The 14468-nt window shown below is 58.5% G+C and carries 16 protein-coding genes and 3 tRNA genes; 13 read left to right on the forward strand and 6 right to left on the reverse strand.

Annotated elements, in window-relative coordinates:
• Window positions 1–78: 78 nt before the first annotated feature.
• Entirely contained in the window at window positions 79–1521 is a 1443-nt protein-coding gene (locus ACQR35_RS08695; protein ID WP_430269804.1) for an NCS2 family permease, read from the reverse strand.
• 123 nt (window positions 1522–1644) lie between these two features.
• Here ACQR35_RS08695 and ACQR35_RS08700 point away from each other — a divergent pair, with 123 nt between their 5' ends.
• The gene (locus tag ACQR35_RS08700; RefSeq protein WP_430267322.1) at window positions 1645–2367 is read left to right on the forward strand and encodes a copper resistance CopC family protein; all 723 of its coding nucleotides are present in this window, start codon (window positions 1645–1647) and stop codon (window positions 2365–2367) included.
• 72 nt (window positions 2368–2439) lie between these two features.
• Here ACQR35_RS08700 and ACQR35_RS08705 read toward each other — a convergent pair whose 3' ends face one another.
• Both ACQR35_RS08705 and ACQR35_RS08710 read right to left on the reverse strand, forming a co-directional pair.
• Window positions 2440–3150, reverse strand: a complete 711-nt coding sequence (locus ACQR35_RS08705) for an FAD-binding protein (protein WP_430267323.1) — start codon at window positions 3148–3150, stop codon at window positions 2440–2442.
• A gap of 60 nt (window positions 3151–3210) precedes the next feature.
• Complete coding sequence (locus ACQR35_RS08710; RefSeq protein WP_430267324.1) at window positions 3211–4584, reverse strand: D-arabinono-1,4-lactone oxidase; 1374 nt, start codon at window positions 4582–4584, stop codon at window positions 3211–3213.
• Window positions 4585–4898: 314 nt separating this feature from the next.
• Here ACQR35_RS08710 and ACQR35_RS08715 point away from each other — a divergent pair, with 314 nt between their 5' ends.
• Window positions 4899–5867: a universal stress protein gene (locus tag ACQR35_RS08715; RefSeq protein WP_430269856.1), complete on the forward strand. Its 969-nt coding sequence runs from the start codon at window positions 4899–4901 to the stop codon at window positions 5865–5867.
• Between the two features lie 127 nt (window positions 5868–5994).
• On the opposite strand, the gene ACQR35_RS08720 is transcribed toward ACQR35_RS08715, so the two are convergent.
• The 3 genes from ACQR35_RS08720 to ACQR35_RS08730 form a co-directional block, all read right to left on the reverse strand.
• Complete coding sequence (locus tag ACQR35_RS08720; RefSeq protein WP_430267325.1) at window positions 5995–7524, reverse strand: C40 family peptidase; 1530 nt, start codon at window positions 7522–7524, stop codon at window positions 5995–5997.
• Between the two features lie 266 nt (window positions 7525–7790).
• Entirely contained in the window at window positions 7791–8711 is a 921-nt protein-coding gene (locus ACQR35_RS08725) for a cation diffusion facilitator family transporter (RefSeq protein WP_430267326.1), read from the reverse strand.
• 9 nt (window positions 8712–8720) lie between these two features.
• Window positions 8721–9272, reverse strand: a complete 552-nt coding sequence (locus tag ACQR35_RS08730; RefSeq protein ID WP_430267327.1) for a DMT family transporter — start codon at window positions 9270–9272, stop codon at window positions 8721–8723.
• A gap of 66 nt (window positions 9273–9338) precedes the next feature.
• On the opposite strand from ACQR35_RS08730, the gene ACQR35_RS08735 reads away from it, so the two are divergent.
• From ACQR35_RS08735 to ACQR35_RS08785, 11 genes are all read left to right on the forward strand, one after another.
• Window positions 9339–9411: transfer RNA gene (locus tag ACQR35_RS08735), tRNA-Glu, on the forward strand.
• 92 nt (window positions 9412–9503) lie between these two features.
• Window positions 9504–9577: transfer RNA gene (locus ACQR35_RS08740), tRNA-Asp, on the forward strand.
• A 48-nt stretch (window positions 9578–9625) separates the two neighbouring features.
• Window positions 9626–9701: transfer RNA gene (locus tag ACQR35_RS08745), tRNA-Phe, on the forward strand.
• Window positions 9702–9799: 98 nt separating this feature from the next.
• On the forward strand, window positions 9800–10783 hold the full coding sequence (locus tag ACQR35_RS08750) for an aldo/keto reductase (protein WP_430267328.1): 984 nt from the start codon (window positions 9800–9802) through the stop codon (window positions 10781–10783).
• 18 nt (window positions 10784–10801) lie between these two features.
• Window positions 10802–11656 (forward strand): NAD-dependent epimerase/dehydratase family protein, encoded by an 855-nt coding sequence (locus ACQR35_RS08755; protein WP_430267329.1) that lies wholly within the window; start codon window positions 10802–10804, stop codon window positions 11654–11656.
• Between the two features lie 76 nt (window positions 11657–11732).
• Window positions 11733–12206, forward strand: coding sequence for an Asp23/Gls24 family envelope stress response protein (locus tag ACQR35_RS08760; protein WP_430269805.1), 474 nt, complete (start codon window positions 11733–11735; stop codon window positions 12204–12206).
• Complete coding sequence (locus ACQR35_RS08765) at window positions 12203–12394, forward strand: hypothetical protein (RefSeq protein ID WP_430267331.1); 192 nt, start codon at window positions 12203–12205, stop codon at window positions 12392–12394. Before ACQR35_RS08760 ends, ACQR35_RS08765 begins: the two co-directional genes overlap by 4 nt.
• Complete coding sequence (locus tag ACQR35_RS08770; protein WP_430267332.1) at window positions 12391–12786, forward strand: hypothetical protein; 396 nt, start codon at window positions 12391–12393, stop codon at window positions 12784–12786. The genes ACQR35_RS08765 and ACQR35_RS08770 overlap by 4 nt, the downstream gene beginning before the upstream one ends.
• Entirely contained in the window at window positions 12783–13370 is a 588-nt protein-coding gene (locus tag ACQR35_RS08775) for a DUF6286 domain-containing protein (RefSeq protein WP_430267333.1), read from the forward strand. The genes ACQR35_RS08770 and ACQR35_RS08775 overlap by 4 nt, the downstream gene beginning before the upstream one ends.
• Window positions 13367–13978, forward strand: a complete 612-nt coding sequence (locus ACQR35_RS08780) for a hypothetical protein (protein ID WP_430267334.1) — start codon at window positions 13367–13369, stop codon at window positions 13976–13978. Before ACQR35_RS08775 ends, ACQR35_RS08780 begins: the two co-directional genes overlap by 4 nt.
• 193 nt (window positions 13979–14171) lie before the next feature.
• Window positions 14172–14411, forward strand: coding sequence for a CsbD family protein (locus ACQR35_RS08785; RefSeq protein ID WP_430267335.1), 240 nt, complete (start codon window positions 14172–14174; stop codon window positions 14409–14411).
• Window positions 14412–14468 lie beyond the last annotated feature (57 nt).

Here is a 14468-nt window from a genome sequence, read left to right on the forward strand (position 1 = left end):
TGAAACGTGTAGGTTGGGCACTTCGTGGGGGTTTTTGGGGAAAACACCCACGCGAAGTGCCAACTCGACGGAGGGAAATTAGTTGATGCCCAGCATTTGCTCGATCGGGCCAATTCCAAAGAAGATCAAGAACGCGGCAGCCACGGTCCACATCAATGGGTGAATTTCGCGTGCGCGGCCCTGGAACGTGCGGATCAGCACAAAGGCGATGAAACCGGCACCCAGACCGTTAGCGATCGAGTAGGTGAACGGCATCAGGGTGAAGGTCAGGAACGCCGGAATGGCTACGCCCCAGTCGCTCCAGTCGATGCGTCCCACCTGGGAAACCATCATAAAACCAACGACGACGAGCGCCGGCGCCACAGCCTCGAACGGCACCAAGTTGATCAGCGGGGTAAAGAACATAGCCACAAGGAACAACAGGCCGGTGACCACAGAGGCCAAACCGGTACGTGCACCTTCGCCAATGCCGGCGCCGGATTCGACATAGATCTGGTTGGAGGACACCGAAGCGCCACCACCAACGATTGCGCCCAAAGCGTCAATCTGGAGAACCCGATCAACGTTGGGGATGTTGCCATCCTTATCAATGGTGCCAGCCTCGGTAGCCAGGCCAACCATGGTTCCCATGGCGTCAAAGAAAATCGACAACAGGATCACAAACGCCAGCAGTGCTGCTGCAACAAAACCGAGGTGCTCAAAGGCGCCGAAGGGGTTGGCCTTACCAATCAGACTCAAGTCCGGTGCGGTCCAAGCTGTGAACTTGGGGGCCACTAGGGACCAGCCCTGAGGGTTGGTGGTCTTGCCGTCGAAGCTGGGACCAATGTGCAGGGTGAATTCGAGGATCACGGACAGAACAGTGGAGGCGATGATACCGATCAGGATTGCGCCCTTAACCTTGCGAACCACCAAAGCGATGGTCAGGATTAGGCCAGAGACGAAGACCAACGTGGGCCAGCCCATCAGCTTGCCGTCAAAACCCAAACCAACCGGAACGGTGGTGCCAGCAACGTCAGGGATACGCCGAACAAAGCCAGCGTTCACCAAGCCGATCAAAGCGATAAACAGACCAATGCCCACAACAATTGCGGTCTTGAGTCCCTCAGGTACGGCTTTGAAAACGGCGGTGCGGAAACCGGTCAGAACCAGAATCAGCATGGTCACACCGGAGAGGACAACGAGGCCCATCATGTCCGGCCAGGTCAGGCCGGGGTGGGTTGATACAGTGACCGCTACAAAGGCGTTCACGCCCAAGCCGGTAGCCAAAGCGAAGGGGTGTTTGGCCCATGCGCCCATCAGAATGGTCAAAACACCAGCCACCAGTGCGGTGACAGCCGCTACGGCGGTGAAGCCCAAAACCTGACCGCTCGAGTCTTTGCCCGCGAGGATCAGGGGGTTCAGCACCACGATGTAGCTCATGGCGAAGAACGTTGCGAAACCACCACGGATTTCGCGTGAAAAATTGGAGCCGCGCTCCGAAATCTTGAAGTACCGGTCCAGTGCCGATCCCTGCTTGAGCATGCTTGTGCCTCCGGGAACTAGGGGTGATGAGTCAAATCATATTCGCTTCGGCGCTGGGCTGAGTCCAAAAGAGCTTAGTGTGTAACTAAGGCAACACCCGTAAATACAAGGAGATCTAGCGTGATGAGTGCCCGACGGCTGCCATTTTTACCTTCGAGCAGGGTGGTGATGCGCTGGCTTGGGGCCTTGTTGCTAGTGGCCGGTTTGGGATCCTTGGGTGTTGCTGCTGCCTCGGCCCACGACTCGGTGGTGGGAACATCTCCCAGTAAAGATTCCACCGTTGCCGTGGTTCCTTCCCAGGTCACCGTCACCTATAGCGAAAATCCCCAAGGCATCAATCCCATCGTTCAGGTGAAAGATGCGAGCGGAACCAACTGGTCTGACGGTGCTCCCACAATCGTGGACAACGTGGTCACACAGAAACTCAAGGCCGGTGCCCCCGCCGGTAAGTACACGGTCCTTGCGGACATTGTCAGCTCAGACGCTCACCGGACTCAGGAAAATTTCACGTTCACGGCAAAGGCCGGCTCACCAGCGGCAGATGGTTCAGGTACGACGGCGGCTACCGCACCTAGTGGCGACGGCGCCGTTGCTGGGACTGCTGCACCGGGTTCTCCAGGACCTGAGACAGCCACGGATGACGCCTCCGAACCGTTCCCTTGGAGCATTGTGGCGTTTGCGCTAGTGGCTGTGGGTTTGCTGGTTGCGTTGGCCCTGATGGCTCGCCGCCGTATTGGTGCTGACTCCACAGGATCGGCTGCAAACGCATCTGATGACGAATTAGATGATGACGACGATGACGATTTCGATCAGGAAGACGGCGTCACTCAGGACCGGATCGTTTAGGTCAGTTCGTTGATGTCCATCAGCTAGCTAGGTAAGAGGTAGCTAGGTAAGTGGTAGCTCGGCCAGAGATTGCTAGGCCAGCCGGACGCCGGCGTAGCCGATGGCGCGCTGCCCGGCTGATGGCCGGGAAATAGTTGCCGCCCCGGCGGTTGCCCCAGAGATGACCTGACCTACGAGCTTGGCTTTGCGTAGAACTTCTTTGTGGCCCGGGGTGACAAGTTCGCCGATGCCCACCAGATAGATGCCAAGTTTTCGCATGGCAGCAATAACGTCCCGGGTCAGTGACATGCCCAGCTCGGCAAGCATGCGACGCAGCTGGTTTTGTGCGCAGTAGGTTAGAACAATGCTGTCTGCCAACAGCACGCCGTCTTCGGTATGGATGGCCCATCGCTGCTTGGGAGCAGGGACAATGGCCTCGGCGCCGTTGGTGTTGCTCTTGGCAGGTGCGTTATCAATTGGTCTCAGGTGGATGGCGTGGGTGCCCTTGCGAATATCTAAGCCGTGGCTATTGGCATAATTCCGTAGGTGACGCATGATTTCGGTGCGTTCCCTATGCGAAGCGGCATCAGCGTCGTGAATGCGGGGGAGCTGTCCGGTGGTTACAGGTGGATCCGCGCGCAAAGTATGGCTGGGGAGAGGGATATCAAGGCCATCCACAATAATCGCTGCAATGCCTTGGCGGCTCAGTTCACTGGCCACCGCTAGACCGGGAAGGCCCGAGCCAATGACCACGGTGGTAGTTTCCTCGGCCGCGCCTTCGGGGAAATGTGGTGTGCGCTTCATACCAGCAGGTCTCCTCGGAAAGGTAGCGGACCGCATAAAAATACGGTCCGACGGTGCGGATTATCCCCCGAATGGTGGTAACACTCGGGCAAGATATTCGTTATTAAAAACGTGTCCCGGATCAACAACGTCTCGAACACTACAGAACTTTTCCATGCTTGGATAGAGCCCGCCGAGGACCTGGTAGTCCAAGAAATGGACCTTGCCCCAATGCGGCCTTCCTCCATGCGCTAGGAAGATCTCCTCCGCGGCCCGGAAGTACTCAGTAAATTCGGTCTGAACATAGGCATGAACGGCCACGTAGCCGGTCAGGCGGCCATTGGCAGTGGAAAGTGGAATGGAATCAGCGGCGGCACAGCGAACCTCAACGGGGAATGGCACGTTCAACTTTTTCCGGGCGATCATTGCTTCGAGTTCCCGCACAACCTCCGGAACCTGTTCCAAAGGCAAGGCATATTCCATCTCACGGAACTTGATGGTTCTAGGGGTGGCGAACACCAGATGAGACCGGTCCGAGTACTCGCGGTTTCCCGTCAAATGGGTAACCACGCGGTTGGTGCGTGGCACGGCAGCCGGGAAGCGATGCAAAACCCTGTTGAGACCATCGAACAAAATATTGGACACAACTGTCTCGTCCACAAATTTGCCGATGGGATTAAGCCGTCCTGGGACCGAGGTGTTCTGGTGGTATTCCGGTCCAGTGCCAGCGGGCAACCTAGTGTTGCTTTTGCTCAGCGCGGTGTTGGTATGCGGAAACCAAAAGAATTCAAAGTGATCAACACTTGCTGCTCGCTCGGTGAACGATTCCAGCACACCAGCCAGAGGTTCCCGCCGTTCCTGAGCGTGGAGGATAAAAGCGTCCACACACTGAATGGTGACCTCGACGATGATGCCGATGGCGCCCAAACCCAGCCGTGCAGCAGAGAACACTTCCGGGTTGTTCTCTTCAGAGCAGCTGATGAGAGCTCCCGTGCCCGTGACGATCTTCAACGCCTTGACCTGGGTGGGCAGCACACCAAACTTCAATCCGGTCCCGTGGGTGCCTGTGGAGATGGCTCCGGCGATGGTTTGTTGATCAATGTCGCCCAGATTTTCTAAGGCCAGCCCATACGGCTCCAAAAGTGCTGACGCACGGTGCAGGGTAGTGCCGCCAAGGAACGTGGCTTCTTTGCGCTCGCGGTCTACGTGCAGCAGACCGGAGAGCCCATGAGTGCGGAGTTGAACGCCTGCGCTCAAGGCAATTGAGCTGAAGCTGTGTCCGGAGCCAACGGCTTTGATGGGGGTGCCGTCTTGGACAGCCTGGGTGACTATCGAGGCCACTTCTTCAGCAGTGGTGGGGGTGTGCCAATCGCTAGGTTGGCACCGCTGGGTTCCTGCCCAGTTACTCCACTCAACGCCTAGCTTGTGTGCATTGAACATTTTGAACCCGCTCATCAAAAAATTCTGCCCCTCGATGCAATCTGCTGCGGCTATTACAAGTGACACTCTTTCACGTCGTTAGCACTGTTCCAGCACTGGGTAGTCATAAGTGGACAACTCTTGCAAGATAGCTCCAACTCGTCCTCCACAGGCTTGAATACCGGATGCCAAAGGGCAATAGTTGGGGCAAGAGTTCTTGATAGTGCAGGCACAACCGTAAGGAGGCGGTCCGGTTGGTTCAGGACGGTACAGGGGTCAACGGTACAGAAGTAACGGGCCAAGAAAGCCGGGCCGCAGCAAGGGTCCCCGAGCCAGGCGCCTCTGGCGGCATTGTGGTGGGCGTGGATGGCTCTGAACACGGCCAGTGCGCGCTGATTTGGGCCGCGAAAGAAGCGCAGCGTCGGAACAAGCCGCTGCACATTGTGACCGCATACTCCATTCCAATTTTTGCGGCTTCAGGGCTCGACGGCGGCTACGCCACCATTGACGACGGGGTCATCCGGGATGGCGCTGAAGCAATCTTGAAGCAGGCACTGGCCAAGGTTGCCGAGTACAACATTGACGTTGACGCCACCGTTGAAAATGGCGACGCCTCCGGTGTGCTGCTTGAGCTGAGCGAAGAGGCTGAGCTCTTGGTGGTTGGTACGCGCGGCCGGGGCGGATTTGTGGGCCGCTTGCTGGGCTCCGTGAGTTCCGCCCTGCCGGCACACGCCAAGTGCATCACTGTGACTGTTCCACTTCGTTGCGCTCCGCGCTTGGGTGAGACCACAGAGGATCGCCATGTTCAGGCAGAGATCCGCAAGGATCAGGACATTGCTGTTGCCAACCGCGTAGTGGTGGGCGTTGACGGTTCCGAGCAGGCCCGTGTGGCCGTTCTGGAGGCTGCGGCGCAAGCGGAGCGGATGGGTGCCGAGCTGCAAATCGTCTGTGCCGTGCCGCAGTACAGTGGGACGCTTGCATGGGTCCCGGCAGCACTGGACCGCGAAGCAATTTTCAAGGACATTCAGACGCAACTTGATGCAGGGATCGCCTGGTTGAAGAGCCATTTCCCCAATCTCATAGCAAGCACACTCTTGAAAGATGGTTCGCCGGTTGAAGTCATGGTCGAGGCCAGTCGCGAGGCTGAACTCGTAGTGCTGGGCACACGTGGCCGCGGCGGATTCGCCGGAATGATGCTGGGCTCCACCTCGGACGGCGTATTGCACCACTCCAAGGGGCCGGTCATGGTTGTTCCGGACCGCGAAGATCCGCGCTTGGCTGACAGGTCCAACTTTGGTCCCATGCTTGGCACCGTCTAAATAGCGCGGCGTCTAGAACACGCGGATTTAGAGCACGTGCTTCTCTGCCATGCCTTGGGAAGATCGCAGGTCTAAGCGGGGACCTTTGTGGTTAGCGCCGTGTTGAGCGGAGCGTTGGGTGGCACGTTTAGTACCGGGCAGCGTAACCGTAGAGCTGCATCCCGGACATCCAGGACAACTGGGTGACGGCGATTCCGTCTTGGTAGTTCAGTGCCTGCACAACTTTGCCGCCACCGATGTAGATGGCCACATGGTAGAAACTTGGTCCTGAGCCGAAGAGGAGCAGGTCGCCGGGCTGAATTTGGCTAATCGGGATGTGGTTCGGTGCAGCCCAGTACTGGTCAGTCGCGGTGCGCGGAGTGTTCACACCTGCTGCTGCGAACGCTGCATGAACCAAGCCTGAGCAGTCGTAACCAACCGGACCATTACCGCCCCACACATAGGGACCGCCAACCTTTGACATCGCAAAGTTGATGGCCGTTTGTGCAGCGGAACTTGCCGGGGCGGGCGCAGGTGCTGGGGCGGGAGCCGGTGCTGCAACAACAGGCGCAGGTGCCGGAGCCGCAACAACGGGTGCGGGAGCCGGAGCGGCAACAACAGGCGCAGGAGCCGGTGCTGCAACAACGGGTGCGGGTGCCGGAGTGATGGGCGTGGGAGCAGCTGGCGCGGCTGGCACCAAGGCTGGTGCCGACGTCGTTGGAGCCTTTGTCACGGGTGCCGCGACTGCTGGTGCTGCCACAACGGGAATTGAGGTGCCGGTGTTCGAGGACCCGCCGCTAGAAGAGCCCGAGGCAGAATTTGTAGAAGGCGCTGCGGGTGCCGGCTGACGTGCTGCTGCAGCGGCAATAGCTGCCAGGCGCTCGGCTTCACGCTGTTGTTCCAGGCCCTGCACGCGCTTGGTTTCTAGCGCAACGGTGGTGTTGCGGAGTGTGGCGAGCTGGCTGATCAAGAGAGTTTTGTCAGCAGTTGCGCTGGCTACTGCTTCAACGCGAGCCTGGTTGGTTTCCTCAGCCGTGGCTTTCGTGGACTCAGCAGTTTTGGCTGCTTCTGCTGCTGCGCGGGAGGTTTCATCTGCCGTCGCTTGGAGCGAATCGGCCACGGACTTGGCGGTCTCGGCGGTGGTGACGGTGCGTGCTTGCGAGGCGGTGATCGCGTCGAGGGTAGCGGCTCGATTGAGCAAGTCAGTGCCGGAGGTGTCCTGCATCAGAGTGCTCAGGCTGGGAGTCAGTCCGCCGTTTTTGTAAATGTTAGCGGCCAAGTTTCCCAGATCTTTATGGCTCTTTTGCGCTGCAGTTTTGGCGGCTTTTGCTTTGCTTTGGGCTAGAGCTGCTGCGTCTTGACGGTCTTTGAGGGCTAGCAGGGCGGTGGTGTAGGCGTCATTGGCCTTCATGCTTTCCACAAAGCTGGCTTGCTGGTCATCGCTGGTCTGTTCAATCAGCTTCTCTACCCGGCTCACGGCCTCCGCGGCGGAGCTCGCGTGGGCTTTGGCGTCGGCAATTTCTTGCGGGGTAGGGATGTCCCGACTGGTGCCAACGTGCGGAGCGAGAGGTGCGGAAACAGTTTGTGGCTGGGCAGATGCGGTGCCAACAAAACCGGTCATCAACAGTGCTGCTGTGCTCAACGCTGCTACGTAGCGTCCACTTCGGTTCAAACTCATCAAAAAAACCTCGTAGGTCTCAGGGCTTGAACGAGTGAGGGTTGGGGTGGTTGGCGCCATTGGCGCGCGGGGAGTGCCCCTCTGCGGATCGTCCAGCTTTACGAGGTTATGTGATCAATTGTCACTTTGGCAACATTCGTCTCATTATCAACATAAACAACAATGGTGTCATTTAGGGGCATTTGTTGCGGCGTGTCGGGACAGTGTGAAGCCGTAAAGGAGACGCAGTGGAGATGCAAAGGACACGCACGACGACGGCTCTCGCCTTATGCGTGCTGGTGATCTTCGTGGGCGGAATGGTCAGCCGGTTCCAGCTGAAAAGTGCAGTGCTCGGTATCAAAATGTGTGCCTAAACAGCCGCTAAGTTGATCCAGAATTCCGTCGGCGCCACGGGCTGTGAGGAGTTCGTCAGCCACCACAACGTGCGCCGAGAATACCGGCACACCTGAGGTGATGGTCCAGATGTGAATGTCGTGAACGTCCACCACACCTTCCACGGCAAGGATGTGTTCGCGGATCATTTGCACGTCCACACCTTTGGGGGTTGCCTCTAAGAGGACGTCTACTACGTCACGCAGCAGGCTCCAGGCTCGGGGCAGGATCATCAGCGCGATCACCACGGAGGCTATGGTGTCCGCCGCGGCGAAGCCGGTGGTCATAATGACGATCGCTGCCACAATCACGGCGATGGATCCCAGGAGATCGCCCAGCACTTCAAGGTAGGCGCCGCGAACGTTGAGGCTTTCCTGTTGCCCGCCACGCAGAATCAGTAGCGACACTAGGTTGGCCACGGCGCCGAGGATGGCCGCGAACAGCATGACGTCGGTATGAACTTCAGGGGTAGTGCCAAAGCGACGGATCGCTTCGATCAGGATCACCACTGAAATCACCAGCAGGATCAACGCGTTAGCCAGAGCAGCCAAGACTTCGGCCCGCGCGAAGCCGTACGTGCGCTGGTCGCTAGCCGGACGAGTAGCAATCCATGCCGCGGTGAGTGCAATAAAAACTCCGGCCGCATCCGAAAGCATGTGCCCGGCGTCTGCAAATAGCGCGAGTGAGCCAGAAATGATGGCGCCCACTACTTGGATCCCCACCACCGCCAGGGTGATGACTAGTACAGCAAGGAGGCGCTTCCGGTGTTTACCGGTTGCGGTGAGTGCGTGCGAATGCCCGTGGTCGTGGCCCATACGTCAAGGCTAATGCTGCTTGCGGCTTGTCAGTGCCACGCCAATCAAACAGACCACACCACCAACCCAGCCCCACGGGCCTGGAACCTCACTGAGCAGGAACCAGGAAATCAGAATCGTTGCCCCGGGGACCAGATAAGTGGTTGCGGCGAGGCCGCCCGCGCTGATCTGCGAGAGTGCGTAGCCCCATGTTGTGAACGCGATGGCGGTGGGGAAAACGCCGAGGTATATCAGCCCGAGTGTTGACGGCAAGGGTGCAGTGCTCAGCTCGCTGATCAGCTGCCCAGAGAATGGCAAGCAGCAAATGGCGCCCACCATAATCCCGAACCAGGTGGCTTGAGGGGCGGTAAAACTTCGCAGGACTGGCTTCTGAATGATGACGCTAACTGAGGCGAGTACAGCGGAAAGGAGGCACAACAGGACTCCGGCAACATCCGCCGTCGTCCGTGTTCCCGAACCTAGTGCGATCATTGCCACCCCGCCGAACGCAACAATCGAGCCGATGATCAGCCAGCGCGGAAAGCCTTCTGAACCTCGTTTTGGCTTTTCGGCGATCAGCACATATAGTTTTATAGTCCACTTCAGCGGGGATCGGGTATGCCCGAAAATCGCGAAAAGTGCGTTCTGGCCCCCATCGTCTAGCGGCCTAGGACACCGCCCTTTCACGGCGGCGGCACGGGTTCGAATCCCGTTGGGGGTACTCAGGGAATGGTCAGAAACCAGTAGAAATACTGGTAGGATTATTGCTTGTGAAATGCGGGGAGCCGCAAAAAACACTGTTGTAAAAAGTATGGCCCTGTAGCGCAGTTGGTTAGCGCGCCGCCCTGTCACGGCGGAGGTCGCGGGTTCGAGTCCCGTCAGGGTCGCTCTGATTGCTAGGAAGTTTCCCGGCGGTCATGGTGACATGTCACCTAGGCTCTGTAGCTCAGTTGGTAGAGCGTTCGACTGAAAATCGAAAGGTCACCGGATCGACGCCGGTCGGAGCCACCAGCTAGAACCCCGCAGTTCCCAGTGTTTACACGGGAGCGGCGGGGTTTTTTCTTTTCCGCTGTCCTCTTTGGCCGTGATGCAGTGGCTATAGTCGTGCCATGGAACAACGCGTATTAGGTACAACAGGCCGCTCCGTTTCTGTGGTTGGACTCGGCACATGGCAACTTGGTGCCGATTGGGGCGAGGTAGATCCCAAGGAAGCAGCGAAGGTGCTGGACGCCGCTGTTGAATCCGGTGTGACGTTTTTTGATACAGCTGATGTCTATGGGGACGGGCAGAGCGAAAAAACCATTGGCGCGTTCTTGGCTGCCAACCCAGAGCTAGACATCACAGTGGCCACCAAAATGGGCCGCCGCCTAGAACAAATTCCTGAGAACTACTCCTTGGAAAACTTCCGGCAATGGGTAGACCGTTCGCGCAAAAACCTCGGGACGGACAGTCTGGACCTAGTCCAGTTGCACTGCCCACCAACCGCCGTCTACAGCCGCCCGGAAGTTTACGATGCTCTAGAAACATTGGTTAGCGAAGGTGCAATCAAAAACTATGGCGTCAGTGTTGAGCGGACTGATGAAGCGCTAGAAGCCATCAAACACGGTGTAGCCACAGTGCAGATTATTCTTAATGCGTTCCGGCTTAAGCCCTTGGATGAGGTCCTCCCTGCAGCCAAAAAAGCTGACGTTGGCATCATTGCCCGGGTTCCATTGGCATCCGGTCTGCTGTCAGGCAAGTACACGGCGGAAACTGTCTTCGCGGAGAACGACCACCGGAACTACAACCGCAATGGTGAAGCTTTTGATGTGGGCGAGACGTTCTCTGGTGTGGACTTTGAACAGGGACTCAAAGCCGTAGAAGCCTTCAAAAACCTTGTTCCAGCCGGCGCAACAACCGCCCAAGCTGCCATTGCATGGATTACCACCCAAGACGGGGTCAGCTCGGTAATCCCAGGGGCTAGGAACCCGGAACAAGCCCGCTCCAACGCAGCAGCCCCGGAAGTCTTGGAGCAACTGGGGGCGGACTTCGAGGCCAACGTTAAGAAGATCTACAGCACCTATTTCCGCGAGTCCATCCATTCACGCTGGTAGAACCACCAAGGAGTTTTGATGAAAGTTGCTGTAACAGGCGGAAGCGGCAAGCTAGGTCGCAGCGTGGTCAAACGCTTGACTGAGGACGGCCACAACGTGACCAACCTGGACCGTGCGGGCGAGCGTGCCGCGGGATTCACACAGGTGGATCTACGCAATTACGGGCAAGTAGTTGACGTCATCCTTGGCTTGGATGACCGGCACCAAGGCTTCGACGCAATCGTGCACCTCGGCGCCATCCCGGCGCCCGGTTTGGCCCCGGACGCTGCCACTTTCGAGAACAACATGCAGTCCACCTATAACGTCTTTCAGGCTGCCCGCAGGGCTGGCATTAAGAAGATTGTTTACGCCTCCAGCGAGACGGTACTGGGGCTGCCGTTCGACGTCGACCCTCCCTATATTCCGGTAGACGAGGAATACCCTGCCCGCCCGGAAAGCACCTACTCTCTGGTCAAGCACCTCGAAGAGCAGATGGCCATCCAGCTGACGCGCTGGGATCCGGAACTGAGCATCAGTGCGTTGCGATTCTCCAACGTGATGGACCCGGAGGATTACGCGCACTTCCCGGCCTTCGACCAGGACGCAACGCTGCGGAAATGGAACCTCTGGGGCTACATTGACGGACGCGACGGAGCACAGGCTGTGGCGCGGGCGTTGGACTACAAAACGCCCGGCTTTGAAGCTTTTATCGTCGCCAATGAAGACACCGTGATGAGCCGTTCCAGTGCGAGTCTGGCCGCTGAAGTTTTCCCCAACGTCAAGGTGGTCAAAGAACTCGGCGAGCACGAAACCATGCTCTCCATCGACAAAGCCAAGCGGCTCCTGGGGTTCGCGCCTGAGCACTCGTGGCGGTCCCAAAGCTCAAGAGGTTAGTCACATGCCACCCAACTTTTTAGCTAACCCCGGGCGCACAGGCGTTAGGGTGGAAATAACGGAAGGGGAGCACATCATGGACTATCAGGACCAGACTGCGCTGCACGCTGAGACCGGTGCGAACGGACGAACCATCATCTCCGAATCGGCGGTTGCCAAGGTGGCAGGCATTGCTGCACGTGCCGTGCCAGGAGTGCATTCTCTAGGCAGCGGCTCCTCGCGAGCGCTCGGCGCAATCCGTGACGCCGTGGGCAGCTCCGATCACTCGGCTGGGGTTCGCGCCGAGGTGGGCGAAACCCAGGTGGCCGTGGACATTAATCTTGTAGCGATCTACGGCCACCCTCTCCGCCAAGTAGCCAACGAGGTCCGCGCCGCCGTGTACAACGCGGTTGAGCAGCTGGTGGGTTTGCAGGTTATTGAAGTGAACATCGAAATTAACGACGTTTACCTCGGCCAGCCCGCCAAACCCGCCACTCCTGCTGGAAGCGGTGCGGGAGCCGCGTCAGTCCAAGCAGCCGGTGAACCAATTGGCCGCGAGGTTCTGCGATGAATCTGACGGTCGTTGGCATTGGTGTTGGCGCTTTTGTAGCGTTTATGGCGCTCCAATTTGGCCTCTGGGGTTTCCTGATCGCCATCGTATTTATGGCCGTCGGCGCACTTTTGGGCCGTGCAGCTGAGGGCAAACTGGACCTTCGTAGCGTTTTGGACGCCGTCACAGGCCGCCGCTCGTCCTCATGAGGGCAGACGCAATAAGCGCCGACGCTAGGACTCAGTCCGCTAGCGCCTTGGCTGGCCACACTCGCATCAGCAGCCAAGCGCTGAGCAGTTTAGCGCGTGCCGCGGCAGCCTCGGCCTTGGGCGTGCCGGCAACGGAGGTGCGGGTGACATTAAACGACGACGACGGCCTGCTGGCTTTGGCGATCAGCGCACCCATCAACGTCCCTCCGCTCTCAGCCGTGCTTCGTGATCCGTCCCGAGTGCAGACTGGCGGCGGTTCAGTGCTGGAACGTGCCAGACGCGCCAAAGAGGACATCATTAAGGACGTGACTCGGATGAGTGGCTCGCACGTGAGCCGGGTTGATATTCGCCTCTCTGGTGCACGAATTAAGGATGCAGGGAGGGTTAGATGAGTACCGAAAATGATTCCTTGATGCGCAACATCGTCACCCGCGAGAGCTTCTCCTCCCGGGCCGGTGCAGCAAGCATTGCGGCGGTGCTGGTCATTGTGGTCTGCCTCTACGCACTCTTGGAAACAACCCTCAAAGCTATTGGTCAGCCCGCTTGGTTGGCTGATCCCCAAAAGATTCTGACCCATCTTGCGGCCTTACCTCAAGGCGTTTCCCCGACTTTGCTGGGAGCTGGTGGAGCCGTGATTGCCTTCCTCGGTTTGCTGTTTTTGGGGCAGTCAGTTTTCCCTGGACGCCGGGCCCGCCACGTGATCGCCAATGACCGCACCGGTGTGGTGATCGACGACGAAGTCATCGCCTCGGCTTTGGCTCGCCGCGCGCGTTTGGCTGCGGGAGTCTCTCAGGCCCAAGTTCTGGTTACCGTCTCCCGCGCTCAGGTCCTAGTCAATGTTCGGCCCACTTCTGGTGTCCCGGTTCGTGAAGAGACCATTGCTGCCGCCGTTCAAGAAGAGCTGAACAACATGGCCCCACAACCAATGCCTACAGTCCGTGTGAACCTCGCTTCGACGGGAGTGATTGGCGCATGAATGAAACACCCCGCGTGACCAACCGCGTCCTGCTAGCCATCATCGGACTGCTCCTCCTTGCGGTGGGAGCCACTGGTATCGCACTAGCCGTATCCCCACAGTTTGTTAATTGGTGGACCGCCACGGCGGGTAGCTGGAAGCAATCGCTGGATGACGGCGTGGAACGTACGCTCATTCCCGGCAGCTCCGGAAGCTGGATTTGGGCTGTTGTGGCGGTGATCCTGGTGGTGGTTATTATTCTTGCTGGCAGCTGGCTGGCCCAGCAGGGCAAGGGCCGGGGGGACGAACTGCTCCTAGACGAGGATGGCGGAGAAACTCCCGGCGACGTCCGTATTGGAGGCGGTGTGGCCGAGCAGGCCATGCGAGCTGCGCTCGCCGAACGCACCGACTTGGTGGGTGCGAGTGTCACAACGTACCGGATCAAGGGCACCCCGGCGCTCAAAGTACGGTTGAGTCCGCGCCAAGGCGTTGCGCCCCAGCGTCTGGCGGCAGAAGTGTCCCAGCTGGCTACGGCCCTAGATGCGGTGGTGGGGCATAAGACCCCGGTTTTGATCCACATTGGTTCGGGCACACGAGCCCGCTTCACCCGGGCTGAACGTGTTCGCTAGTCCGTAACACCCCGCCAGCTGCCCAGAAATCGTCCACTCTTTGGCGATTCGCGCCCGTGAGTCTTGCATACGGGCTCCCTGTGCACTTAGCTTGGTGATCAGAGGGGATTTTCCCCTGTACTTCTGCGCGTCCGGGCCGTCGATTGTGGCAAGCGGGACGCCAGTGGAATCACCGGATACAAGGAGATACACCATGAGCGATAACTTGCCTGAAGATGTCAAGGCTGGCGCCGCTGACGCTGCAGAGAACGTCAAGGAGTTTGCAGCAGACGCTGTAGAGAACACCAAAGAGTTCGCTGCTGACGCTGCAGAGAACGTTAAAGAATTCGCCGAAGACGCTGCTGAAAACGTCAAGGAATTCGCTGCTGACGCTCTCGAGAACGCCAAGGGCTTGGGCTCCAAGATCGCCGGTATGTTTAAGGGCGACAAGTAGAACGTAGTTCTATCTAGGGATTAAACAGCTGAGGGCCGGTCACCAACTTTTGTTGGG

Origin of the sequence: Pseudarthrobacter sp. J1738, from assembly GCF_050490315.1 — a bacterium.
Classification (GTDB): domain Bacteria; phylum Actinomycetota; class Actinomycetes; order Actinomycetales; family Micrococcaceae; genus JBNPEO01.